General features: G+C 71.7%; 20 protein-coding genes. 10 read left to right on the top strand and 10 right to left on the bottom strand.

Features of this window, described 5'->3' with window-relative positions:
- Positions 1-24 precede the first annotated feature (24 nt).
- Complete coding sequence (locus OG453_RS01555) at positions 25-1,692, top strand: MDR family MFS transporter (RefSeq protein ID WP_266863689.1); 1,668 nt, start codon at positions 25-27, stop codon at positions 1,690-1,692.
- Between the two features lie 167 nt (positions 1,693-1,859).
- Here the strand turns inward: OG453_RS01555 and cseC are convergent, their stop codons facing one another.
- From cseC to OG453_RS01530, 5 genes are all read right to left on the bottom strand, one after another.
- Positions 1,860-3,212 (bottom strand): two-component system sensor histidine kinase CseC, encoded by a 1,353-nt coding sequence (gene cseC / locus OG453_RS01550; protein ID WP_266863687.1) that lies wholly within the window; start codon positions 3,210-3,212, stop codon positions 1,860-1,862.
- Positions 3,213-3,249: 37 nt separating this feature from the next.
- The gene (cseB, locus tag OG453_RS01545; RefSeq protein ID WP_266863685.1) at positions 3,250-3,960 is read right to left on the bottom strand and encodes a two-component system response regulator CseB; all 711 of its coding nucleotides are present in this window, start codon (positions 3,958-3,960) and stop codon (positions 3,250-3,252) included.
- Between the two features lie 11 nt (positions 3,961-3,971).
- A complete protein-coding gene (locus tag OG453_RS01540) occupies positions 3,972-4,592 on the bottom strand; it encodes a hypothetical protein (RefSeq protein WP_266863683.1) in 621 nt (206 codons plus the stop codon).
- 20 nt (positions 4,593-4,612) lie between these two features.
- Positions 4,613-5,161: a SigE family RNA polymerase sigma factor gene (locus tag OG453_RS01535; RefSeq protein ID WP_266863681.1), complete on the bottom strand. Its 549-nt coding sequence runs from the start codon at positions 5,159-5,161 to the stop codon at positions 4,613-4,615.
- Positions 5,162-5,372: 211 nt separating this feature from the next.
- Complete coding sequence (locus OG453_RS01530) at positions 5,373-6,296, bottom strand: A/G-specific adenine glycosylase (protein ID WP_266869672.1); 924 nt, start codon at positions 6,294-6,296, stop codon at positions 5,373-5,375.
- A 398-nt stretch (positions 6,297-6,694) separates the two neighbouring features.
- Between OG453_RS01530 and OG453_RS01525 the strand changes: the two genes are divergently transcribed.
- Positions 6,695-8,272: a sensor histidine kinase gene (locus tag OG453_RS01525; protein WP_266863679.1), complete on the top strand. Its 1,578-nt coding sequence runs from the start codon at positions 6,695-6,697 to the stop codon at positions 8,270-8,272.
- Positions 8,269-8,922 (top strand): response regulator transcription factor, encoded by a 654-nt coding sequence (locus OG453_RS01520; RefSeq protein WP_266863677.1) that lies wholly within the window; start codon positions 8,269-8,271, stop codon positions 8,920-8,922. The genes OG453_RS01525 and OG453_RS01520 overlap by 4 nt, the downstream gene beginning before the upstream one ends.
- Positions 8,923-9,032: 110 nt before the next feature.
- On the opposite strand, the gene OG453_RS01515 is transcribed toward OG453_RS01520, so the two are convergent.
- Positions 9,033-9,680, bottom strand: a complete 648-nt coding sequence (locus tag OG453_RS01515; protein WP_266863675.1) for a phosphatase PAP2 family protein — start codon at positions 9,678-9,680, stop codon at positions 9,033-9,035.
- Positions 9,681-9,886: 206 nt separating this feature from the next.
- On the opposite strand from OG453_RS01515, the gene OG453_RS01510 reads away from it, so the two are divergent.
- The gene (locus OG453_RS01510) at positions 9,887-10,702 is read left to right on the top strand and encodes a hypothetical protein (RefSeq protein ID WP_266863673.1); all 816 of its coding nucleotides are present in this window, start codon (positions 9,887-9,889) and stop codon (positions 10,700-10,702) included.
- 70 nt (positions 10,703-10,772) lie between these two features.
- Here the strand turns inward: OG453_RS01510 and disA are convergent, their stop codons facing one another.
- Both disA and radA read right to left on the bottom strand, forming a co-directional pair.
- The gene (disA, locus tag OG453_RS01505) at positions 10,773-11,897 is read right to left on the bottom strand and encodes a DNA integrity scanning diadenylate cyclase DisA (RefSeq protein WP_266863671.1); all 1,125 of its coding nucleotides are present in this window, start codon (positions 11,895-11,897) and stop codon (positions 10,773-10,775) included.
- A gap of 79 nt (positions 11,898-11,976) precedes the next feature.
- A complete protein-coding gene (gene radA, locus OG453_RS01500; RefSeq protein WP_266863669.1) occupies positions 11,977-13,386 on the bottom strand; it encodes a DNA repair protein RadA in 1,410 nt (469 codons plus the stop codon).
- Positions 13,387-13,560: 174 nt separating this feature from the next.
- On the opposite strand from radA, the gene OG453_RS01495 reads away from it, so the two are divergent.
- Positions 13,561-15,240: a hypothetical protein gene (locus OG453_RS01495; RefSeq protein ID WP_266863667.1), complete on the top strand. Its 1,680-nt coding sequence runs from the start codon at positions 13,561-13,563 to the stop codon at positions 15,238-15,240.
- Between the two features lie 43 nt (positions 15,241-15,283).
- Here OG453_RS01495 and OG453_RS01490 read toward each other — a convergent pair whose 3' ends face one another.
- Entirely contained in the window at positions 15,284-16,117 is an 834-nt protein-coding gene (locus OG453_RS01490) for a hypothetical protein (RefSeq protein ID WP_266863665.1), read from the bottom strand.
- 71 nt (positions 16,118-16,188) lie between these two features.
- On the opposite strand from OG453_RS01490, the gene OG453_RS01485 reads away from it, so the two are divergent.
- From OG453_RS01485 to OG453_RS01465, 5 genes are all read left to right on the top strand, one after another.
- Positions 16,189-17,136 carry a Ppx/GppA phosphatase family protein gene (locus OG453_RS01485; protein WP_266863663.1) on the top strand — a complete coding sequence of 316 codons (948 nt, stop codon included), beginning with the start codon at positions 16,189-16,191 and terminating at the stop codon, positions 17,134-17,136.
- A gap of 76 nt (positions 17,137-17,212) precedes the next feature.
- Positions 17,213-18,037 (top strand): sugar phosphate isomerase/epimerase, encoded by an 825-nt coding sequence (locus OG453_RS01480; protein ID WP_266863661.1) that lies wholly within the window; start codon positions 17,213-17,215, stop codon positions 18,035-18,037.
- 83 nt (positions 18,038-18,120) lie between these two features.
- Complete coding sequence (locus tag OG453_RS01475) at positions 18,121-18,693, top strand: TetR/AcrR family transcriptional regulator (RefSeq protein ID WP_266869671.1); 573 nt, start codon at positions 18,121-18,123, stop codon at positions 18,691-18,693.
- Between the two features lie 168 nt (positions 18,694-18,861).
- Positions 18,862-20,715, top strand: a complete 1,854-nt coding sequence (ilvD, locus tag OG453_RS01470) for a dihydroxy-acid dehydratase (RefSeq protein WP_266863659.1) — start codon at positions 18,862-18,864, stop codon at positions 20,713-20,715.
- A 153-nt stretch (positions 20,716-20,868) separates the two neighbouring features.
- Positions 20,869-21,153: an SH3 domain-containing protein gene (locus tag OG453_RS01465; protein WP_266863657.1), complete on the top strand. Its 285-nt coding sequence runs from the start codon at positions 20,869-20,871 to the stop codon at positions 21,151-21,153.
- A 45-nt stretch (positions 21,154-21,198) separates the two neighbouring features.
- On the opposite strand, the gene OG453_RS01460 is transcribed toward OG453_RS01465, so the two are convergent.
- Positions 21,199-23,433 (bottom strand): protein kinase, encoded by a 2,235-nt coding sequence (locus OG453_RS01460; RefSeq protein ID WP_266863655.1) that lies wholly within the window; start codon positions 23,431-23,433, stop codon positions 21,199-21,201.
- Positions 23,434-23,487 lie beyond the last annotated feature (54 nt).

Genomic DNA, 23,487 nt, shown 5'->3' with positions numbered 1-23,487 from the left:
CGGGGTTACCGGGGAGTGGGGAACATGGCGGAGATCAAGGAACCGAAGGAACAGGCGGAGGGCCCAGAGAGCCCAGCGGGCAAGGCGGAGCCACCGCAGCGCAGTGTGCGCGTCGTCATGCTGGCGCTGATGGTCACGATGCTGCTCGCGATGCTCGACAACATGATCGTCGGCACCGCGATGCCGACCATCGTGGGCGAGCTCGGCGGTCTGGAGCACCTGTCGTGGGTCGTCACCGCGTACACCCTCGCCACCGCCGCCTCCACCCCGATCTGGGGCAAGCTCGGCGACATGTACGGGCGCAAGGGCGCCTTCATGACGTCCATAGTCATCTTCCTGGTCGGCTCCGCGACCAGCGGCATGGCCCAGGACATGGGCCAGCTCATCGGCTTCCGCGCCCTCCAGGGACTCGGCGCCGGCGGTCTGATGGTCGGCGTCATGGCGATCATCGGTGACCTCGTTCCGCCGCGGGAGCGCGGCAAGTACCAGGGCATGATGGCCGGCGTGATGGCGCTCGCCATGATCGGCGGACCGCTGGTCGGCGGCACCGTCACCGACCACTGGGGCTGGCGCTGGTCCTTCTACATCAACCTGCCGCTCGGCGTCGTGGCCCTGCTCGCGGTGAGCGCGGTGCTGCACCTGCCGAAGAAGCGGTCCAAGGTACGGATCGACTACCTCGGCGCGGCCCTGCTGACCGTCGGCATCACCTCCATCGTCCTCGTCACCACCTGGGGCGGCACGGAGTACGCCTGGGACTCCGCCGTGATCATGGAGCTCATCGGGATCGGCGTCGCCTCGCTCATCGGCTTCCTCTTCGTCCAGACGAAGGCGGCCGAGCCGATCATGCCGCTGCACATCTTCAAGAGCCGCAACTTCGCGCTGATGTCCGTCATCGGCTTCATCACCGGCTTCGTGATGTTCGGAGCGGTGCTCTTCCTGCCGCTCTACCAGCAGTCAGTGCAGGGGGCATCGGCCACCAACTCCGGGCTCCTGCTGCTTCCGATGCTCGGCGCGATGATGGTCGTCTCGCTGATCGCGGGGCGGGTGACGACCAACACCGGGCGGTACAAGGTCTTCCCGATCGTCGGCGGTGCGCTGATGGTGGTGGGGCTCTTCCTGCTGGCCCAGATGGACACGGACACCTCGCGGGTGACCTCCGGGCTCTACATGGCCGTACTCGGTGCGGGCATGGGCTGCCTGATGCAGATCACCATGCTGGTCGCGCAGAACAGCGTCGAGATGAAGGACATGGGCGTCGGGTCCTCCTCGACCACCCTCTTCCGTACGCTCGGCTCCTCGTTCGGCGTCGCGATCATGGGCGCGCTGTTCAACAACCGGGTGAACGACGTCATGACGGAGCGGGCCGGGTCGCTCGGCGGGAACGTCACGGAGAAGTCGGCGCAGCTGGATGCGGCGAGTCTGGCGAAGCTGCCGGAGGCGGTGCGGGACGCGTATCAGCACGCGGTGTCTTCCGGTACGCACTCGGCGTTCCTGCTGGGCTCGGCGATCGGGGTCGTCGCTCTGGTCGCGGCCTTCTTCGTGAAGGAGGTCCCGCTGCGGGGGGCCGGGCCGAAGGACTCCGGGCCGGAGGATTCCGGGCCGAAGGAAACCGGGGCCGACAAGCCGGTCGAGGGTGCGGCTGGGGACGCCGCGGGGGCTGCGCCGCGGTCGACGGTTGCAGAGGTCGTCTGACCTGCGGTTGTCCGCCTACCCCGGCTGAACTGGCCCCCGGTGCCTTCTGGCGCCGGGGGCCCGTTTCTTAGCCTGGTCCCTTGGGTTTCGGCACCTGGCAGTTGGCGTTGTGCCCACCCGTTCCGCCCTGCGGAACGCCTGCCCACAACGGAGGCGGCTCGGGGTGGCTACATGTCCGGCAATTGCAAGATCGGGAAGCTGCCCGTGTTTGTCGGGGCGTGTTCCGGGAGCCAGAGGACTGCCACCGCGCCCTCCGCCGGGTCGTCGGGGCCCGCGCCCGCCGGCGTCACGTTGCGGAAGGTGAGGCGGGCACCGAGGACGCGCGCCTGGCCCGCCGCGATCGTCAGGCCCAGGCCGTGGCCGACGCCCGCGCGGTCCGAACTGCCGGTGCGGAAGCGGCTCGGGCCCTCCGCGAGGAGACCCGCGGGGAAGCCGGGGCCGTGGTCGCGGACCCGCACCACGCGGCCCTCGACACTGACCTCGACCGGCGGTTTGCCGTGCTTGGCCGCGTTGGCGAGGAGGTTGCCCAGGATCCGCTCCAGGCGGCGCGGATCGGTGGTGACCTCCGACTCGTGCACCACCGTCACCTTCACATCCCCGTTCAGCACCGCGATCCGCCGCGTCACGAACTCGCCCAGCATGATGTCCTGCAGCTCGGCACGCTCGGCCGCGCTGTCGAGGCGGGCCACTTCCAGGACGTCCTCGACGAGCGTGCGCATCGCCTGCGCGCGGTCCCTGACCAGCTCGGTCGGGCGGCCCGGCGGGAGCAGCTCGGCCGCCGTGAGCAGGCCCGTCACCGGCGTACGCAGCTCGTGCGCGATGTCCGCCGTCACCCGCCGCTCGGCCTCGAGGCGCTGCTTCAGGGCGTCCGCCATCGCGTCCACCGACCGCGCCAGATCATCGGTCTCATCGCGTACGACGCCGCCGATGGCCTCTCGTACGCTGACGTCCGTCTGCCCCTGGGCGACGTCCTGCGCCGCCGCCGCCGCCTTGCGCAGCCGCCGTGACAGCTGGCCGCCGATCAGCACGCCGAGCGCGCAGCCGCCGAAGACGACCGAGATCGAGCCGATCACCAGGGCCTGGTCGAGGTCCTTCATGACGGTGGTGCTGCGGTCGGGCAGCGGCGTGTGCAGCGACAGGATGCGGCCGTCGCTGAGCGGCACGGCCGCCCAGATGTCCGGCACTCCGTGGGCGTGCTCCTCCACGAAGGTCCCGCGCCGCCCGGCCACGACCTTGTCCCGCAGCCCGTCCGGCAGAGCCGGGTCGTCGATCTTGAAGCCGACGGCCCGCCCGGCGGAGTTCTCGTAGCCCCGCTGCATGTACGCGAGCTTCGTGTCCTGGAAATCGCGCGCGCTGTCGAGCATCGAGACGCGTGCCGCGTTGTGTACGACAAGGCTGAGCGCCACCGCGACCAGCGCGCCGACCAGGGCGATCGCCGCGCTGATCTTCCAGCGCACGCCGGTGCGCAGCCGGCAGCCAACCGTCCGGCGCAGCCGGGAGCCCAGCGTCCCCCTGCTCATATGCGTCCCCTGCGATCCGCCTGGCGGTGAATGTCCCTCACGCCTTGAGCTTGTAGCCGAAGCCACGGACCGTCTCGATGCGGTCCTGGCCCACCTTCGTACGCAGCCGCTGCACATGGACGTCGACGACGCGCGTGTCCCCGCCCCAGCCGTAGTCCCACACCCGCTCGAGGAGCTTGTCGCGGGAGAGGACCGTGCCGGGCGCGGAGGAGAACTCCAGGAGCAGCCGCATCTCGGTCGGTGTCAGCGCCACCGGAGCGCCGGCCCTGCGGACCTCCATGCCCTCCGTGTCGATCTCCAGATCGCCGAAGTGCAGCACGCCGCCGTCCGGCGCGCCGGCCTCGCCGGCCGCGGGCGCCGCGTTCGGCCCGCTCGCGTGGCCGAAGCGGCGCAGCACGGCGCGGATCCTGGCGACGAGCACGGCGCCGTCGAACGGCTTGGTCACGTAGTCGTCGGCGCCCGCCTCCAGGCCGAGGACGACATCGATGGAGTCGGCACGCGCGGAGAGCATGATCACCGGGACCGTGGACTCGTCGCGGATGCGGCGGCACAGCGAGACGCCGTCGAGGCCGGGCACCATCACGTCGAGCAGCGCGATGTCGGGGCGGTTGGCGCGGAACGCCTCCAGGCCGAGCAGGCCGTCGGGCATCGCGGTGACCACGAACCCGTCCCGTTCGAGCGCGAGCTGCGTCGCCTCACGGATGACGTCGTCGTCCTCGACGAACAGGACGTGGGTGTGCTCAGCCATCGGGTGCTCTCTCAGTTCTCCGTCGGGGCGGGAGCGTCGCCGCCCGCCGCTCTGCCGTAGTGAGTGCGGTGGCGGTCCGTCTCCGTGAAGCGGTTGGCGGTCCAGCGGTAGGTGATGACGTCCTCGACGGACGGGTACTCCACCGGATCACCCTTCTGGTACGCCTGCTTGGTGACCACCAGGTCACCCTGGTCGATCTCCGCGTAGACGGGGGGCTCCTCGTCCTGGAAGACATTCTGGTACTTCTTGCCCTCGGCGCGATACACGTACGTACCGGTGCCGACGGCGTCGTCGCAGGCCATGACGTTCACGACGACATCGGACGCGGAGCCTCCGGTCAGGTTGCCGTACGAGACGTCGACGGGGTAGTCGTCGGCCGAGCAGGGCTGCAGCTCGCGCTTGACCGACTGGCTGACCTTCGGGTCGTTCTTGATGAGCTGCACGGGGTCGACGTCCGCCGCGGGGGCGGGCGCCGCCGATGACGACGGCGCCACGGTCGGGGAGGGCGACACCACCGTCTCGCCGCGGTTGGCCGGGCCCTCGTCGCGGGTTCCGGAGCCGCCGGCCGAGCAGGCGGTGAGCAAAAGGCCGATGGCGGCGAGCACGGCCACCGCCGTGCTCCCCGCCCTCATGGTCCTTCTGGCCCGGGTGCTTAGGCCGCGCAACGCTCCCGCTCCTCACGTTCGAGCGTGCCGCCCGCGGGTTCCTCGCTGTCCCGGCTCTCCAGCTCGTGGCGGAGCCGGGCGAGCGCCCGGTGCAGCGTGCTCTTGACCGTTCCTGCCGACATGCCGAGTGCGGCGGCCGTCTCCTCTGTGGACATCTGCTCCCAGTGTCGCAGCACGACGACACTGCGCTGCTTGGGTGCGAGCACCTTCATGATGTCCATGAGCAGGGCGCGGTCCGCGTGCTGTTCGGTGGAGTCTTCCACGCTCGCGTCGGGCAGCTGCTCGGTGGGGACCTCTTCGAGCTTGCGGGCCCGCCACCACTCCGTACGCGTGTTGATCATGACGCGGCGCAGATAGGCGTCCGCGAGCCGCTTGTCGGCTATGCCGTCCCAGCGGCCGTACGTCCGCACCAGTGCGGTCTGCAGCAGGTCCTGGGCGTCGACCGGGTCGGGCACCAGGCGCCGGGCACTGCGCAGCAGGGCGTCCTGCCGAGTGCGGACGTACTCTTCGAACTCGAGCACCTCGCCGTGCGCCATACCCAACCGCCTCCGTTCCGCCAACCACGACGACGCGTCTGGATTGACACGTCCCTCGACCGCTTTCCCTTGCCTGTGCGGTACGGGAACGAAGTTACGGAGGGCTTGTCACGGGGCTGTGCGGAGCAGCCAGCGGAGGGCGCACGGCCTTCCGTCGGTTGTGTAACAGAAGCAGGCGAGGCGTAAAGCGGGGGCTTTTTGGCGGGAGTTGTCAGGTGAGCGGCAGCCGGTAGAAGCCGTTCGGGAGCGGCTCCACCAGGCCGTCGGAGACCAGGCCGTCCAGCGAGCGGGCCCGCTGCACCGGCTCGTCCCACACCCGGTCGAGGGCCGACTGCGGTACGGGGGCCACCGCATCGCGCAGCACCGCGAGCAGCTTGCCCCGGACCTGGCGGTCCGTGCCCGCGTACGTCTGGCCCTTGCGGGCCGGGCCCTGGTGCGCGGGCTTCCCCGCCGTCCGCCAGGCGCACTGCTGTGCGATGGGGCAGCGGGAGCAGTCCTCGTTCTTGGCGGTGCAGACGAGGGCGCCGAGCTCCATGGACGCGGCGGCCCAGCGGGACGCGGTGCGTTCGTCCTCGGGGAGCAGGGCGCGGGCGAGCTTGCGCTCGGCGGCGGTGGTGGCGTTCGGCGGGTACTGCACGCCCGTGACGGCGCGCGCGAACACCCGCCGCACGTTGGTGTCGAGGACGGCATGCCGCTGCCCGTACGCGAACGACGCCACGGCCGCCGCCGTGTACTCACCGATACCGGGCAGGGCGAGCAGCTGTGCGTGCCTGGTCGGTACGTCGCCGCCGTGCCGCTCCGTTATGGCGACGGCGGCGCCGTGCAGCCGGAGCGCGCGGCGGGGGTAGCCGAGGCGTCCCCAGGCGCGGACGGCCTCGCCCGGGGCTTCCTTGGCGAGGTCCGCGGGGCGGGGCCAGCGGGCGAGCCACTGCTCGTACACGGGCAGGACGCGGTTCACCGGCGTCTGCTGCAGCATGAACTCGCTGACCATCACGCCCCAGGGACCGGCGTCGGCCCGACGCCATGGCAGATCCCGGGCGTTGGCGTCGAACCAGGCGATGACGGGGCTGTGCAGGGCCTTGCCGGCGTCCCCGTACGGGGACTCGGCGTCGGGCGTGGACAGTGGCGTGGACATGGGCATGGGCTTCGTGGGCGCAGTCATGGCAGGACGATCCTGCCACGGGGGCGGCGGGCGTTGGGCCAACCTGGAGGTGGGCACGGCGATGTCGCCTGCGGCGGGCGGGGCGGTTCGTCTTGGGCGGGGCGCAGATGCGATCCCGCCACCTCCCCCACCCACCCCGGCGAGTCACCCCACTGCCATGCCCCGGCCCTCCGCCGCTGTGGGCAGCGGTCCCGCCCCCCCCGCTTATGCCGCCGCCTGCCCCCCCCCCTGCTGTGGGCAGGCGTTCCGCAGGGCGGAACGGGTGGGCACAGCCCCGATGCCGGGTTCCGATGAAGCAAGGCGGAGGGGCAAGGGGAAGTCCTGACTTTTGGCAGGGGTGTTGTCGGGCGGAGGGAAGTAGCGTCGAGGGGGTGAGTCGGCGGTGGTGGGTGGATGTGGGGGCCTGGGTGGGGGTTGCCCTGCCTGCTGTCGGTGTGGACCGGGTGGGGCTGAATGAGCCTCGGTCGGTCGGGTTGGAGGTGGCGGGGCTCGGGGCGCTGGCCGTTGCCGTGGGTATCTGGCGGCGGTACCCGCTGGGTGCCTTCGTGGTCGTGGCCGGGCTGGGGCTCGCCCTCGCCCCTTCCCTGTTCACGGTCTCGTACGGCGGCGCCCTCGCCCTCTTCGCGCTGCTGATGGGCCGCAGGGCCGAGCGCGTTCGGCCCGCCGTCATCGCCTTCGCGGGGATCGCAATTGTCGGCACCGCCAAGATTGCCGTGCGGGGCGTCGACCCCGTCGTCGAGTGGCTCGTGTTGATGGGGACCCTGCTCTTCGGGGCCGTCTTCCCCTGGCTCGCAGGCCGCTACTGGCGCCAGGGACGCGAACTCGCCGCCGCCGGCTGGGCCCGCGCCGGCCACCTGGAGCGCGAGCAGCGCATCGTCGCCGATCGCGCCCGGCTGCGGGAGCGGGCCAGGATCGCCCAGGACATGCACGACTCCCTGGGGCACGAGTTGAGTCTCATCGCGGTCCGGGCCGGTGCGCTGCAGGTCGCCGCTGATCTGCCGGACCCGCACCGCGCCGCCGTCGCAGACCTCCGCGCCGCCGCATCGGACGCCACGGACCGGCTGCACGAGATCATCGGGCTGCTCAGAGAAGACGGCGACGAGGCCGCGCCGCTCGCCCCGGCGGGCGAGACCGTCGCGGAGTTGGTCGAGCGCGCGGCAGGCTCGGGCCTCCCGGTCAGGTACATCGCCGAGGGTGACGCGACGCGCCCCGAGTCGACCGGGACGGAGTCCGAACGCACCGTCCACCGAGTCGTCCAGGAAGCCCTCACCAACGCCGCCCGGCACGCCCCCGGCGCCCCGGTGACGGTCGAGAGCGCGCGGGACGCGGTCACGGGCACGACCGTCGTGACCGTGACCAACGGCCCCGCCGAGGAACCGGCAGCCCCCGCACCCGGCGGCGGCTCGGGCATCGCCGGGCTGAAGGCCCGGCTCTGCGACCTCGGCGGCACCCTCGACGCAGGCCCGCACGGCGACGGCTTCCGCGTCGTCGCACGGCTCCCCGCAGGGCACACCACCCCTGCGCCCGCCCCCGCTCCGGGCGGCGCCGTCATCTCGTACGCGAGACGGCGGACGGCTCTCGCCTTCGGGGCCGCCGTCGCCACCGGCGTCCTCCTCGTCGGCGGCGCCTTCGCCTGGTACGCGTACTCCCGCTCGCACTCGGTCCTCGAACCGGCCGACTACGCGCGGCTGCGCGTCGGACAGCCGCAGGACGCGGCCGAGCGGCTGCTGCCGGACCGGGCCGCGTCCGATCCGCCGAAGGAGCGCGCCCCGAGCCCGCCGCCGGCGGGCGCCGACTGCCGCTACTACCGCGCGAGCGGTGAACTCTTCGTCACCGTCGAGCACTTCAGGGTCTGTTTCGAGGGCGGGGCTGTTGTGGAGAAGAGCGTGATCCCGAAAGCCGGGGCCCGCGACAAGGCGTTGGAAGAGGAGAAGGAGTGGGTGCGGTGATCCGCGTACTGCTGGCCGACGACGAGGCGATGATCCGCGCGGGCGTCCGCGCGATCCTCGGCGCGGGCGAGGACATCGAGGTCGTCGCGGAGGCGGCCGACGGGCGCGCGGCAGTGGAGGTCGCCCAGGCCCACCGGCCCGATGTCGCGCTGCTCGACATCCGGATGCCGGGGCTCGACGGTCTCGCCGCGGGCGAGGAGATCGTACGGACGGTGCCGGGCACCGCCGTCGCGATGCTGACGACGTTCTCCGAGGACGCGTACATCGCACGGGCGCTCGGCGGGGGAGCCACGGGGTTCCTGCTGAAGTCCGGCGATCCGCATGAACTCATCGCGGGCGTACGCGCGGTGGCGGGCGGCGCGGCCTTCCTCTCGCCGAAGGTGGCCCGGCACGTCATCGACGGCTACGGCGCCCGGCGCGTCGGCCGCGGTGCGGAGGCCCGCTCCCGGACGGCCGCCCTGACCCCACGGGAGCGGGAGGTGCTCGGCCTGGTGGGGGAGGGGCTCTCCAATCCGGAGATCGCCGCCCGGCTGCATCTCGTCGAGGGGACCGTGAAGGCCTATGTGAGCGCGGTCCTCGACCGGCTCGGGGTCAAGAACCGCGTTCAGGCAGCGATCGTGGCGTACGAGGCGGGGCTTGTGGGGAGTTGAATGCCGCGCCACGAAGGGGCGCGGGGCTGTGACGTGAGCGGCTCCGCCGCGGGGCGCGAGCAACCAAGACACCACCCGCAGATATGCACTGCCCGCGCCCCGCGGAACCCTCAGCGGCGGTGCGACACAGGCACGTGCGGTGTCGCGTACGTCGCCGGGCCCGGCCCCGCGAACCACCGGACGACCCCGGTCGAGGACCCCCGCATGCTCTCGACGACCCGCGCCACGGGCCGAGTGGCCAGACGGACGAGCAGGAAAGCCAGCACGGCGCCGAGGATCAGGCCGACGGCCACGTCGTGCGGATAGTGCACGCCCACGAAGACCCGAGAGAAGGCCATGAGCACGGCCATCGGCAGCGTCAGCGCGGCGATGCGCGGCCAGGCGACAGCGAGGGCGACCGCCGCGGCACCGGCGATCGTCGAGTGGTTGCTGGGGAAGGACCAGTCGCCGTGCGGCGGGCACGCGACGAGCGGTGCGAGTGCCCCGGAGACCGCCCGGCACGGGCGCTCCTCGTCGATCCCCGATTTGATCAACTCGCTGCACACATACGCCACCGCGGTGACGAGCGGGGCGAGCACCGCTATCGCTACGGCGCGCGGGTCACCGCGCCGGGAGCGCCACCAGGCGACTATGAAGAGCACGCCGAAGAGCAGCAGTCCCAGCTCCGTCCACACCTCGGCGGTGTGCTGCACCCAGGCCGGGGTGTCGTGGGCGAATTCGGTGATGTCGCGGTAGAGATCGTCGGTCATGGTGTCCATGATTACGGACGGTACGGAGTGGGCCCGAATCGTCACATCCGGCGATCGACCTGTCCCGACCCCTGACGACAGACAGGGGTGAGGGGGGAACGGGCTGTAGCCGGGGTAAGCGGAGTGGGCCGTTCCGAGATGATGATCCGCAAACTTTGTTGCCCGGGGCGGCGGGTGGGGCAGGAGAAGGCCCGGATCTCTCGTAAGGTTTGGGCGTGGGATCTCTGCGCAATCCGGTCGGGCCGCTTCCCTCCACCATTTACTGGCGTCGGAGGGCCGTTCTGCTGTCCCTTGTCGGGCTGCTCGCGCTCCTCGCCGTGTGGGTGCTGACGATGGGCGGCGGAGGCGGGAAGAACACCGCCGACGGGCCGTCAGGTTCCGGGCCCGCCACATCCATCACACCCGGCCCCTCCGGCTCCGGGCCCGCCATCAGTGAACACCCGGGCGGGCGCGACGAGTCGGACGACGAGGGCTCCGGAGGCGGCTCGGGCTCGGGCGGCGGTTCAGGAGACGGCTCGGGCTCCGGTGCCTCCGACGGTGCCTCCGGCGGCGGTGACGGCAGCGGGTCGGACGACGGCGCCAAGGGCGGTGGCGGCGCGGGCGGTCAGCTGCCCGCGGGGTCGCGGCTGCCCGACTGTGTGCGCGGCGATGTGAAGTTGAAGCTGCGCAGCGTCCAGAACACGTACGAGATCGGTGAGAAGCCGAAGTTCGAGATCATCGCCCAGAACAGTGCGGGCAAGGCCTGCAAGGTGGATCTCGGCGGCAAGGAAACGGTCCTGACGATCACTCAGACCGAGGGCGACAAGGAGATCTGGTCGTCGGCGGACTGCCCTGCCGGGGGCGGCAGCCTGCTGCTGCGCGTGCCGGGGGACGGGCGCGTCACGCACACCGTGGAGTGGGACCGCCGGGCGAGCGAGCCGCGGTGCGCGACGCCGTCCGCTGGGGGCGCGGACCCGGGGACGTATCTCGTCGAGGCCAAGTCCCCTGGCCTGGGGTCGGCGCAGGCGTCGTTCGTGCTTGAAGAGGGCTGACGGCCGGCCGGCCGCCGGGTAATCGGCTGGGTGGGCGGGAAACTCACCACCCACCCAGCCGCACCATCTACTAGACGTACCGCTCCAGGATCGACGACTCCGCAAGCCGCGAAAGCCCCTCGCGCACGCTACGTGCGCGCGCCTCCCCCACCCCGTCCACTGTCTGCAGATCATCGACGCTCGCAGCGAGCAACTTCTGCAGTCCGCCAAAGTGCTCGACAAGGCGGTCGATGATCGCGCCCGGCAGCCGCGGCACCTTCGCCAGGAGGCGGAAGCCCCGCGGCGAGACCGCGGAGTCAAGGGCCTCCGGGGATCCGGTGTAGCCCAACGCCCGTGCCACGATCGGCAGTTCAAGCAGCTCCGCATGGCTCAGCGCGTCCAGTTCGAAGAGCGCCTCGTCCACCGTGCGGGAGCGCTTCGCGGTCGGCTCCGGGACGTAGTCCCGGACCACCAGTTCGCGCTCCGGCTCGACGCCCGCGATCAACTCGTCCAGCTGGAGGGCGAGAAGACGGCCGTCGGTTCCGAGCTCCACCACGTACTCGGCGATCTCCGTGGCGATGCGGCGCACCATTTCCAGGCGCTGGGCGACCGCCGTGACATCGCGGACCGTCACCAAGTCCTCGATCTCCAGGGCGGAGAGCGTGCCCGCGACCTCGTCGAGGCGGAGCTTGTAGCGCTCCAGGGTCGCGAGCGCCTGGTTCGCGCGGGACAGGATCGCCGCCGAGTCCTCCAGGACGCGGCGCTGTCCGTCCACGTAGATCGCGATCAGGCGCATGGACTGGGAGACGGAGACCACGGGGAAGGCCACCTGCTTGGACACGCGGTCCGCGGTGCGGTGCCGGGTGCCCGTCTCCTCGGTGGGGATCGTCGGGTCGGGGACGAGCTGCACGCCCGCCCGCAGGATCTTGGTGACGTCCTTGTCGATGACGATGCCGCCGTCGAGCTTGCAGAGCTCGCGCAGCCGCGTCGCCGTGAACTCGACGTCCAGGATGAAGCCGCCCGTACACATCGATTCGACGGTCTTGTCCCAGCCGAGGACGATGAGCCCACCGGTGTTGCCGCGGAGGATCCGCTCGAGGCCGTCGCGCAGGCCTGTGCCCGGCGCGACCGCGCTCAGGGAGGCGCGCATCAGCCCATCTGCACCGGAGCTTCCACCGGGCTTGCCGGGAGCTGACGCCCGGTCGTTGGCTGCCACTGCACTCCTCGGGTCGCGGGTTGTCCAAGCCCCGGTCCGTACGACTGCTTCGTACGGATGGGCGAGACCAGGGCAAAGTCTACCGGCGGTCTTCCTCCTCCCGTGGGGCCTCTCTGCGACGCGACCTCGGAAGCACGCGCAGCGCGTCCCCCATGTCGGCGACTTCGGTGACCTTCATGCCGGGCGGGACCTTGCCGGGGTCGGCGGGAACGAGGGCGTGCGTGAAGCCCAGACGGTGCGCCTCGGCCAGTCTGCGCTGGACGCCCGTGACCCGTCTGACCTCGCCCGCGAGGCCCACTTCGCCGATCGCGACCAGGTTCTTGGGCAGCGGGGTGTCGCTCGCCGCGCTGGCCAGGGCGAGCGCGATGGCGAGGTCCGCGGCCGGCTCGGAGAGCTTCACGCCGCCCACCGTGGCGCTGTAGATGTCGCGCTTTCCGAGTGCCGTGATGCGGCCGCGCTGCTCCAGAACGGCCAGCATCATCGAGACGCGGGAGGTCTCCAGGCCCGATGTGGTGCGGCGCGGGGAGGGGATCTGCGAGTCGACCGTGAGCGCCTGGACCTCGGCCACCAGGGGGCGGCGGCCCTCCAGCGTGACCGTCAGACAGGTGCCGGGGACGGCCTCCGCGCGGCGGGTGAGGAAGAGGCCGCTGGGGTCGGTGAGGCCGGTGATGCCCTCGTCGTGCAGCTCGAAGCAGCCGACCTCGTCCGTCGTCCCGTAGCGGTTCTTGACGCCTCGGACGAGGCGGAGGCGGGCGTGGCGGTCGCCCTCGAAGGACAGGACGACGTCCACGAGGTGCTCCAGGAGGCGCGGTCCCGCGATCGCGCCGTCCTTGGTGACATGGCCGACCAGGAGCGTCGACATGCCACGCTCCTTGGAGGCGCGGATCAGCGCGCCGGCCACCTCGCGGACCTGGGCCATGCCGCCGGGCGCCCCGTCGATCTCCGGCGACGCGACCGTCTGGACCGAGTCGAGGATCAGGAGGGACGGCTTCACCGCGTCCAAGTGGCCCAGAACGGCGGCGAGATCGGTCTCCGCCGCCAGGTAGAGGTGGTCGTCGATGGCCTTGATGCGGTCGGCGCGCAGCCGGACCTGGCTCGCCGACTCCTCGCCGGTGACATAGAGCGTGCGGTGCTCGTCGCTCGCCGACTTCGCCGCGACGTCCAGGAGCAGCGTCGACTTGCCGACGCCCGGTTCGCCCGCGAGCAGCGCCACGGCGCCGGGGACGAGGCCGCCGCCCAGGACGCGGTCGAACTCGGGCACTCCGGTGGAGCGTGCGGTGGCCTGGCGGCCGTCGACCTCGCCGATGGGCAGGGCGGAGGAGGTGACGCGGCCGGGGGCGGTGGTGCGGACAGCGGGCGCGCCGTACTCCTCGACCGTCCCCCAGGCCTGGCATTCGGGGCAGCGGCCGAGCCACTTGGCCGTCTGCCAGCCGCACTCGGTGCAGCGGTAGGACGGCCGGTCCTTGCTCGACTTCGTACGGGCAGCCATGAACCGAACCGTAGCGGGCAGCACTGACAACGCGGTACGCGCGCCGGTGCCGAGGGGGCGCGGGTCACGGAATCATGGGTTCCTGTCCCCTTTTGAGGGATCTGTTCACCCGTAAGGATTAAATGTGCTCAAGAGGGAGGAGGGACCCGGCATCATCCGCCTAACTTCGCACGGGTGATGAGCAGCAGGCCGGAATCCCCCACGCAAGCAACCGGCGCACACCGGGCGCACAGAGACGCGCGCCAGCGCGTAGTGCCCCGCTCGGTGCCGCACGCGCCGCCCGCACGCTACGAACCTTGTCTGGACGGCCTGTTCACGTACTGCCTGTCCGTCCTCTGTGATCACGACGCCGCGACCACCGCCCTGGGCGACGTACTGGCCATCGCCGAGCGCCGCGGCTCGCGCGGTCCCGCCGCCGCGTCCGAACTCAGACCCTGGCTGTACGCGCTCGCGCGCTGGGTCTGCCTGCGCGCGCTCGCCGACGCCAGACGCAAGCGGCAGGGCGGCGCGCACGCCTCCGGCGGGAGTGCCTCTCCGAAGGCCTCCGCTTCCGCCGCGCAACAGCCGGACGACGAGACGGACCGGCAGCGGCGCCGCGAACTCGCCCAGCTGGCCTGGCCCGAGGCCGCGGGGACGACTCCAGAGCAGCGGGAGGCCCTGGAGCTCGCCGTACGCCACCAGCTTGCCCCCCAGGAGGTCGCAGCCGTCGTCGGCCTCGACCTCGGCAGGACCCGCGACCTCCTCGCGTCCGCCGCCTGCGAGGTGGAGCGCACCCGGGCCGCGCTCGCCGTCGTGGAGACCGGCACCTGCCCGATCGTCGCCCGCCTCACCGGCGACAACCAGCTCCTCCTGGGCACGGCCCTGCGCCGCGAGCTCGTCCGGCACGTCGACGACTGCCCGCGCTGCCGGCTCACCGCCGAGCGCGCGGGCTCCGGGGCGTGGCCCGGCACGGCGGCCTCGCCGGCCGCGCTGCCCGTCGTCGCGGCGCCGCGCCCCGCCGTGCACGTGGCGATGGCGCATGTCCCGCGCGCGCGTGGCGGCGCTCCGCGCTTCGACCGGCGGGGCTTCCCGATGGACCCCAAGGACCACGCCGCCCGCCGCCACCGGCTACGCGCGCGTGCCGTGACGACAACGGTCGTCGCCACCGTGATCGCCGCCCCGGTGCTCGCCCTCTGGGCGGCATACCGCGGGGCGCCGCTGACCGGAGAGGGCGCGGACGGCACCTCCGTCAGCGCCACCGAGGCGGGCGATTCCGACGGCATGGACGGCGACCGGCGCCGTGAGGACTACGAGAACGCGGGCAACGCGCAGACGCCGCCGGACCCGCGGTTCACCGCGGGCAGCCGCTCACCGGACGTCTCCGTAGAGGTCATCAGCGGCGGCTCGCCGCCGTCGCACTCCTCGACGGGGCCCGGCCGCCTCACCGTGGCGGCACAGCCGAGCGGCGGCACGACGCTGATCACGCTGAGGGCCTCCGGGGGTGAGCCGGTCCGCTGGTCGGCGAGCGCCGGCGCCTCCTGGCTCTACCTGAGCCGCTCCTCCGGAACGCTCTCGCCGGGCGAGACGTTCACGCTCCGGGTGTACGTGGACCACGACCGTGAGCCCGCGGGGCACTGGAGCGCGCGCGTGTCCATCGCCCCCGCGGGGGCGATCGTGTCGATCGACGGGTACGGGCGTGCGACGGGCCCGACGACACCGGTCCCGCGCCCTACGCCTACGGACCCGACGCCGACACCTACTCCCACGCCTACGCCGTCGGACCCGGAGCCGACGCCGACTCCCACGGACCCGACTCCGACCCCCACCCCGTCACCGACCGACGGCAGCGGGGAGCCGAGCCCGAGTGAGGGCTGATTCAGCCCGTCCGGCGATTGAGGGCGAGCAGGCCCTCGCCCAGTCACCGAGCCGGATCGGCAGGATGCGGCGCCACCAGCGGCAGCTGCGACGCCAGTCGTTCCTCGCACAGCTCGGCAAGGCGGTCGTAGCCCGCCTTGCCCATCATCTCCGTCAGCTCGGGGCGGTAGGACACGTACACCGGATCCCCCGCACCGTGCGCCGACGTCGCCGACGTGCACCACCAGTGCAGATCGTGCCCGCCGGGGCCCCAGCCACGCCGGTCGTACTCACCGATCGACACCTGCAGAACCCGCGTGTCGTCGGGCCGGTCGATCCAGTCGTACGTCCGCCGCACCGGCAGCTGCCAGCACACGTCCGGCTTCGTCTCCAGCGGCTCGCGGCCCTCCTTGAGGGCCAGGATGTGCAGCGAGCAGCCCGCGCCGCCCGCGAACCCGGGGCGGTTCTGGAAGATGCAGGAGCCGTTGTACGGGCGGGTCTGGCGCTCGCCGTCCTCGTCCGTCGACACCCAGCCGGTCTCCGTGCCGATGTCGTGGTGCTGCCAGATGTCCGGCGTGAGCCGTGCCACGAACCCGGCGACCCGCTTCTCGTCGTCCTCGTCCGAGAAGTGCGCGCCCAGCGTGCAGCAGCCGTCGTCCGCCCGGCCCGCCTGGATGCCCTGGCAGCCGCTTCCGAAGATGCAGCTCCACCGAGAGGTCAGCCATGTCAGATCACAACGGAAGACCTGCTCGTCGTCCGCGGGATCCGGGAACTCCACCCAGGCACGGGCGAAGTCGAGGCCCTTCTCGTCCGGCTGGGACTTCTGCACCTTCTCCGGCTTCCCCGACTTCTTCTTCGACTTCGTTTTGTCGGTCTTCGCCTTTTTCGTCTTTGGCACGACTCCAGGGTATGCGCGCGGTACCCGGTCCGAGGACCAGCGACCGCCGTACGAGCAGTAGCGTTCCGTATATGAGACTCGGTGTCCTCGACGTAGGTTCGAACACGGTGCATCTGCTGGTGGTGGACGCCCACCCCGGCGCACGCCCGCTGCCCGCGCACTCGCACAAGGCCGACCTGCGCCTCGCCCAACTCCTCGACGAGGCGGGAGCCATCGGCCCCGAAGGCGTCGAAAGGCTCGTCGCCACGGTCCGTGACGCCCTGGAGGCGGCCGAGGACAAGGGCGTGGAGGACCTGCTGCCCTTCGCCACCTCCGCGGTCCGCGAGGCCAGCAACGCGGACCAGGTGCTCGCCCGCGTGAAGGAGGAGACCGGCGTCGACCTGCAGGTCCTCACCGGCGCCGAGGAGGCCCGGCTCACCTTCCTGGCGGCCCGCCGCTGGTTCGGCTGGTCGGCGGGGAAGCTCCTGGTCATCGACATCGGCGGTGGGTCTCTCGAGATCGCGTACGGCATCGACGAGGAACCGGACGCGGCGGTCAGCCTGCCGCTCGGCGCGGGCCGGCTCACCTCGGCCTGGCTGGCCGAGGACCCGCCGGCCCCGCACGACGTGAAGGCGCTGCGACGGCATGCGCGCGCCCAGATCGCCCGCACGGTGGGGGAGTTCAGCCGCTTCGGCAGCCCGGACCATGTCGTGGCGACCTCGAAGACGTTCAAGCAGCTCGCCAGGCTGGCCGGCGCCGCGCGCTCGGCCGATGGCCTCTACGTACAGCGTGAGCTGAAGCGGAAGTCCCTGGAGGACTGGGTTCCGCAGCTGGCCGCGATGACGGCGGCGGAGCGCGCCGAGCTGCCGGGGGTCTCCGAAGGGCGGGCCGGACAGCTGCTCGCGGGGGCGCTCGTCGCGGAGGGCGCGATGGATCTGTTCGGCGTCGAGACCCTGGAGATCTGCCCCTGGGCGCTGCGCGAGGGCGTGATCCTGCGGCGGCTCGATCACCTCCCAGCGCCTGAGGACGTGAGCCCGTGACCGGCGGGCCGGTGACGTAGGCCACTGCGGCAGACCACCTCCCCGGCGTCGCGCAAGGGCCCGTACGCTGTCCCTCGTGGCAGAACCAGTGGTGCGCATCCCGGATGCGAAGGTCGCCCTGTCGACCGCCTCGGTCTATCCGGAGTCGACGGCGACGGCCTTCGAGATCGCCGCGCGCCTGGGGTACGACGGCGTCGAGGTCATGGTCTGGACCGACCCCGTCAGCCAGGACATCGAGGCCCTGCGCAGGCTGAGCGACTACCACCAGATCCCGATCCTCGCCGTGCACGCGCCATGTCTGCTGATCACGCAGCGCGTGTGGTCCACGGACCCCTGGGTGAAGCTCCAGCGCGCCCAGGCCGCCGCCGAGAAGCTGGGCGCCTCGACGGTCGTCGTGCACCCGCCCTTCCGCTGGCAGCGGCAGTACGCGTCCGCCTTCGTCGAGGGCATCTGGCGGATGGCCGACGAGACGGACGTCCGCTTCGCTGTCGAGAACATGTATCCGTGGCGCTACCGCGACCGCGAGATGCTCGCGTACGCCCCCGACTGGGACGTCACCAAGGACGACTACCGCCACTTCACGATCGACCTCAGCCACACCGCGACCGCCCGCACGGACGCGCTGCAGATGATCGACCGCATGGGCGCCCGCCTCGGCCATGTCCACCTCGCCGACGGCAAGGGCTCGGCCAAGGACGAGCACCTGGTGCCGGGCCGCGGCACACAGCCCTGCGCCGAGCTGCTCGAACGCCTCGCGACGAGCGGTTTCGACGGGCACGTCGTCATCGAGGTCAATACGCGGCGTGCGATGTCCAGCGCCGAACGTGAGGCCGATCTCGCCGAGGCCCTCGCCTATACGCGGCTGCATCTGGCGTCCGCGGTGCAGGTGCCCCGGTCGTGACGGCGGCGGCACGGGGCGGCGCGGCGAAGGGCGGCGCGGCCGAGGGAGATGCGGCTCCGCGGCGCAGGGGGCGTCCGTCGCGTATGCAGTCGGCCGAGGGGCCCGCGATGCGGGACCGGATCCTGGAGGCGGCCCGCACCGAGTTCTCCGCACGTGGGTACGAGAAGACCTCCGTGCGCGGGATCGCGAAGGCGGCCGGGGTGGACTCGGCGCTCGTGCACCACTACTTCGGGACCAAGGAGCAGGTCTTCGCCTCGGCGATCGAGGTCGCCTTCGCGCCCGCCCTTGAGGCGCCCGCGGCGGTCGAGGACGGCCCGCTCGACGAGGTCGGCGAGCGTCTTACCCGCTTCGTCTTCGGCGTCTGGGAGAACCCGGCGACCCGCGTCCCGCTCCTGGCGATCGTGCGCTCCGCGGTGAACAACGACACGGCGGCCGCGGTCTTCCGCCGCCTCATCGTGACGCAGCTGCTCGGCAAGGTGGCGCGCCGCATCGACCAGCCGGACGCGGAGCTGCGGGCGGAGCTCGCGGCCGCGCAGCTCGTGGGCACGGCGATGCTGCGGTACGTGATCCAGGTGGAGCCGCTGGCCTCCGCGGACGCGGAAGTGATCATCGCGCGGATCGCGCCGGTGGTGCAGAGGCACCTGGCGGGGCCGTGAGCCCGGTACGTACGCGTCCTCTTCGTGGGCCGCTCACCGAGACGGCCGTCCCGCTATCCGGACAGCCTGTCCAGATCGTGGAGGGTCGGCGTACGCTCGACAACAGTCGAGTCTTATCTGTCTGAATCTCCGAAGTCTCTCCGAAGATCCCTGAAGGAGCGAGCGACGATGCCCGAGCTCAGGTCCCGCACTGTCACCCACGGCCGCAACATGGCGGGCGCCCGCGCCCTTATGCGCGCCTCCGGTGTACCCGGCGCGGACATCGGGCGTAAGCCGATCATCGCCGTCGCCAATTCCTTCACCGAATTTGTCCCGGGCCACACCCACCTGCAGCCGGTCGGCCGGATCGTCTCCGAGGCGATCAAGGCCGCGGGCGGCATCCCCCGCGAGTTCAACACGATCGCCGTGGACGACGGCATCGCGATGGGCCACGGCGGAATGCTCTACTCGCTGCCCTCCCGCGACCTGATCGCGGACAGCGTGGAGTACATGGTGGAGGCCCACTGCGCCGACGCCCTGATCTGCATCTCCAACTGCGACAAGATCACCCCCGGCATGCTGAACGCGGCCCTGCGTCTCAACATCCCGACGGTCTTCGTCTCCGGCGGCCCGATGGAGGCCGGCAAGGCCACGCTGGTCGACGGCACGGTCCGCAAACTGGACCTGGTCAACGCGATCAGCGACGCCGTGGACGAGAGCATCTCGGACGAGGACATCCTCCGTATCGAGGAGAACGCCTGTCCGACCTGCGGCAGCTGCTCCGGCATGTTCACGGCGAACTCGATGAACTGCCTGACCGAGGCGATCGGCCTCTCCCTCCCCGGCAACGGCTCGATGCTCGCCACGCACACGGGCCGCAAGGCGCTGTACGAGAACGCCGGCGAGACGGTCGTCGAGATCACCAAGCGCTATTACTACGAGGACGACGCGTCGGTCCTGCCGCGCTCCATCGCCACGCGCGCCGCCTTCGACAACGCCATGGCGCTCGACATCTCCATGGGCGGCTCCACGAACACGATCCTGCACCTGCTGGCCGCCGCGCAGGAGGCCGAGCTCGAATACACCCTCGCCGACATGGACGCCGTCTCGCGCCGCGTCCCCTGCCTGGCCAAGGTCGCGCCGAACGTGGCGCCCGGCGGCACGTACTACATGGAGGACGTGCACCGCGCCGGCGGCATCCCCGCGCTCCTCGGCGAGCTGTACCGCGGGGGCCTGCTGCACGAGGACGTGGGCTCGGTCCACTCCAAGTCCATCAAGGACTGGCTGGACACCTGGGACGTGCGCGGCGGTTCGCCCTCCGCCGAGGCCGTCGAGATGTGGCACGCGGCCCCGGGCTGCAAGCCCTCCGCGCAGGCCTTCTCCCAGTCGGAGCGCTGGGACACCCTGGACACGGACGCCGCGGGCGGCTGCATCAGGGACGTGGCCCACGCGTACTCGAAGGACGGCGGCCTCGCGGTCCTGAAGGGCAATCTGGCTCAGGACGGCTGCGTCGTGAAGACGGCGGGCGTCGACGAGTCGATCTGGACGTTCGAGGGCCCGGCCGTGGTCTGCGAGTCGCAGGAAGAGGCCGTCGAAAAGATCCTCAACAAGCAGGTCAAGCCGGGCGACGTGGTGGTCATCCGCTACGAGGGCCCCAAGGGCGGCCCGGGCATGCAGGAGATGCTCCACCCCACCTCCTTCCTCAAGGGCCGCGGCCTCGGCAAGGTCTGCGCCCTGGTGACGGACGGCCGCTTCTCCGGCGGCACGTCGGGCCTCTCGATCGGCCACGCGTCGCCCGAGGCGGCATCCGGCGGCACCATCGCCCTGGTCGAGGACGGCGACCGCATCCGCATCGACATCCCCAACCGCGGCATCGAACTCCTGGTCCCCGAGGCCGAGTTGGCAGCCCGCCGCGAGGCTCTGGCCGGCGTCTACGCCCCCAAGTCCCGCGAGCGCAAGGTCTCGGCGGCACTGCGGGCGTACGCGGCGATGGCGACGAGCGCGGACAGGGGCGCGGTGCGGGACGTCTCGAAGCTGGGCTGAGTCCATCCAGCCCGTCCGGCGTTTGAGGACGAACTCGGCGAAGCCGGTGATCTGCGGTACGTGCAACCACCCCACCACCCCCACGCGTCCACACCAGTGACGAACAAGCCAGGGGCGGCCCCAAGCCGCCCCTGCTTCACGGGGGAGAGAAGCATGAGCGAGAACGTCATAGCACCGGAGTCCGCTGAGGCCGCGGCAGCGAAGTCGTACCCCATAGCCGCAGACGTCAACGTCCGCTCCGGCCCCGGTACTTCCTACGCCAAGGTCGGCCGCCTCTCGGCAGGCACCCGAGTCACGCTCTACTGCCAGCGCCCGGGCGAGAAGGTGACGGGCCCGACCGGCACCTCCAGCATCTGGGACCGCATCGGCAGCGGCCGCTACGTATCGGACACGTACGTCCGCACCGGCAGCGACGGCTACGTGGCCACGCGCTGCTGAGCACACCCGCTCAAAGAGAAGAAGCCGCCGAGGCCCTCACCCGGATCATCCGGACTTCGGCGGCTTCTTCGCGTCGAACGAGAACACCGTGTTCCCGGCGGCAGCCACCACCACGACCCGCCCAGAAACCACCACACGCGGACTCGCGTTCACCCCGCCGCCAAGACCATCGGCCCGCGGATCGCCGTTCCACAGCGTCCTGCCGCCCGGCGTCAGCGCCACGACCCGCCCACTGGCCGAGCTGAAGTACAGGACGCCGTCCCCGGCGACCGGCCCCGAAGCGCTGTCCACATTCGTCTGCCGGGCCCACTTCTGCCGCCCCGTCGCGGGATCAACCGCGCTGATGAGACCGGTCGACCCGGCGAAGTAGACGGTTCCGCCGGCCATACCGGGCGTCGCCGCGTACGTGGTCCGCAGCGGCCGGTACGACACGTCACGGCGGCCCGTGTCGACCCGCACCACCTGGTCGTACCCGAGGAACTCCGGCCCCTTCATACGCTGATGAAGCAGTACGAGCCCGCCGTCGTCGCCGCCCACCGGCTGCACAGGCCCCTTGACCGCGACGCCCGTGTCGAGCGCGCCCGACTCCGGGTCGACGGTGTGCACGACAGGGTGGTTCAGCTCAAGACTGTCGACCTCGGCCTGCGGCGCGCACAGGGCGTACAGCCGCTCGCCCGCGGTGAAGGGCGCGCACTCCGAGCCCGCAGGCATCGGCGTCGACCAGAGCAAGTCGCCGCCGCGGGCCTCGCGGGCCTCGACATGGGTGCCTTCCGGATTGACGGTCAGGACGCGGGAGCCGAAAAGGACGGCGTCCTGGGTCCGGCCCGTCAGCCCCGTCGACTGCGAGCCGGAGCCGGCGGACCACAGCTCCTTGCTGGTCTCCGCGTCCAGCGCCACGACCTCGGTCGTCGCGTCGGTCGCCCCGTCCGCGTCGGTCGGCGGGCGGTAGGCAAGGACCGTGTCGTCCGTGGCGCCCACGATGTGCATGCCCTCGACCGGTACGCCGCCGCTCTTCACCTTCCAGATCTCCTTGCCGTCGGAGATCCGCATCCGGGTCGCGACGACACCACCGCCTCCGCAGTACAACGCGTCGCCGCGCGGTACGCAGCGCAGCTCGTCCGGGGGGTTCGAGCCGTTGGGCACGGTCCTGCGCCACGGGTGATAGCCGTCGGGCAGGGGGACACCCGCCGCGGCCACGGTCCGTTCCTTGCCGTCGTCGGCGGCAGGGGCTTCGGACCCGTCCAGTTGAAGCCACGCGACCCCGCCCCCGATGGCGGCCACGGCGAGCGCCGCGGCAAGCACCGGGCGCCAACGGCGGCGCAACCGGCGGCGGATGGACGTCTCGGACCCGTCCGGGGCTCCAGCCCCGGAACCCGTGTCGCCGCCCCCGGAACCGGTGTCCCCGCCGGTCGACCGATGATGCTGCGTATCCGTGTCCCGCGTACGACTGCCGCCCGCGCCCGCCGCCCCCATCTCGACCGGCAGGTCCCGCAACCGCTCCAGGAGCTCGTCCGCCGACGGCCGCGCATCGGGGTCCTTGTCGAGGCACGGCTCGACGACCGCCCGCAGCGCCGCGGGGACCGACCCCAACGACGGTGCCTCGTGCACTACTTGATACGCCGTCATATACGGGCTGTCCGCGTCGAAGGGCCCCTGCCCGGTGGCCGCGTACACAAGAAGCGTGCCGAGCGAGAAGACGTCCGACCGCGGCCCGACCCCCCGCGGCGCCTGCAACTGCTCCGGCGACATGAACGGCGGCGTACCGATCACCCGCCCCGTCATCGTCAGCGTCTGCTGATCCGTCGCGCGCGAGATGCCGAAGTCGATGACGCGCGGGCCCTCGGGGGAGAGCACGACGTTCGACGGCTTCAGGTCGCGGTGCACGACGCCCACCCGGTGGATGTCCCGCAGCGCCTCCGTCAGACCGATGGCGAGCGTGCGCAGCTCCGCACCGGCCAGCGGGCCCCGCTTGGCGATGCGCTGGGCGAGCGTGTGCCCCTCTATATAGGCCGTCGCCATCCAGGGATGCTCGGCCTCCGGGTCCGCGTCGACCACCGCGGCGGTGAACGCGCCGCTCACCCGCCGCGCCGCCGCCACCTCCTGCCGGAAGCGGATGCGGAACTCCTCGTCCCCGGCGAACTGCTGGTGGATCAGCTTGATCGCCACGGGCCGCCCCGAAGCCGTACGCGCCAGAAAGACCGTGCCCATGCCGCCCGAACCGAGCCGCGCCTCGAGCGGATAGCCGCCGATCTCGGCTGGGTCACCTCCGCGGAGCGACACTCTCCCCGACCTCCCCGTCCCCCGTGCACCAGTTGCCGCATGAGCCCATTTACC

It is taken from the genome of Streptomyces sp. NBC_01381, assembly GCF_026340305.1.
Lineage (GTDB): Bacteria > Actinomycetota > Actinomycetes > Streptomycetales > Streptomycetaceae > Streptomyces.
The sequence above is the reverse complement of the archived record's forward strand: the minus strand, read 5'-3'. Positions and strand labels throughout refer to the sequence as shown.

Coding starts and splice junctions, on each gene's coding strand:
- OG453_RS01555 (WP_266863689.1), top strand. CDS start 25: ATGGCGGAGATCAAGGAACCGAAGGAACAGGCGGAGGGCCCAGAGAGC.
- OG453_RS01465 (WP_266863657.1), top strand. CDS start 20,869: ATGAGCGAGAACGTCATAGCACCGGAGTCCGCTGAGGCCGCGGCAGCG.
- cseC (WP_266863687.1), bottom strand. CDS start 3,212: ATGAGCAGGGGGACGCTGGGCTCCCGGCTGCGCCGGACGGTTGGCTGC.
- OG453_RS01485 (WP_266863663.1), top strand. CDS start 16,189: ATGAGACTCGGTGTCCTCGACGTAGGTTCGAACACGGTGCATCTGCTG.
- OG453_RS01535 (WP_266863681.1), bottom strand. CDS start 5,161: ATGGCGCACGGCGAGGTGCTCGAGTTCGAAGAGTACGTCCGCACTCGG.
- OG453_RS01540 (WP_266863683.1), bottom strand. CDS start 4,592: ATGAGGGCGGGGAGCACGGCGGTGGCCGTGCTCGCCGCCATCGGCCTT.
- OG453_RS01515 (WP_266863675.1), bottom strand. CDS start 9,680: ATGGACACCATGACCGACGATCTCTACCGCGACATCACCGAATTCGCC.
- ilvD (WP_266863659.1), top strand. CDS start 18,862: ATGCCCGAGCTCAGGTCCCGCACTGTCACCCACGGCCGCAACATGGCG.
- OG453_RS01475 (WP_266869671.1), top strand. CDS start 18,121: ATGCAGTCGGCCGAGGGGCCCGCGATGCGGGACCGGATCCTGGAGGCG.
- cseB (WP_266863685.1), bottom strand. CDS start 3,960: ATGGCTGAGCACACCCACGTCCTGTTCGTCGAGGACGACGACGTCATC.
- radA (WP_266863669.1), bottom strand. CDS start 13,386: ATGGCTGCCCGTACGAAGTCGAGCAAGGACCGGCCGTCCTACCGCTGC.
- OG453_RS01530 (WP_266869672.1), bottom strand. CDS start 6,296: ATGTCCACGCCACTGTCCACGCCCGACGCCGAGTCCCCGTACGGGGAC.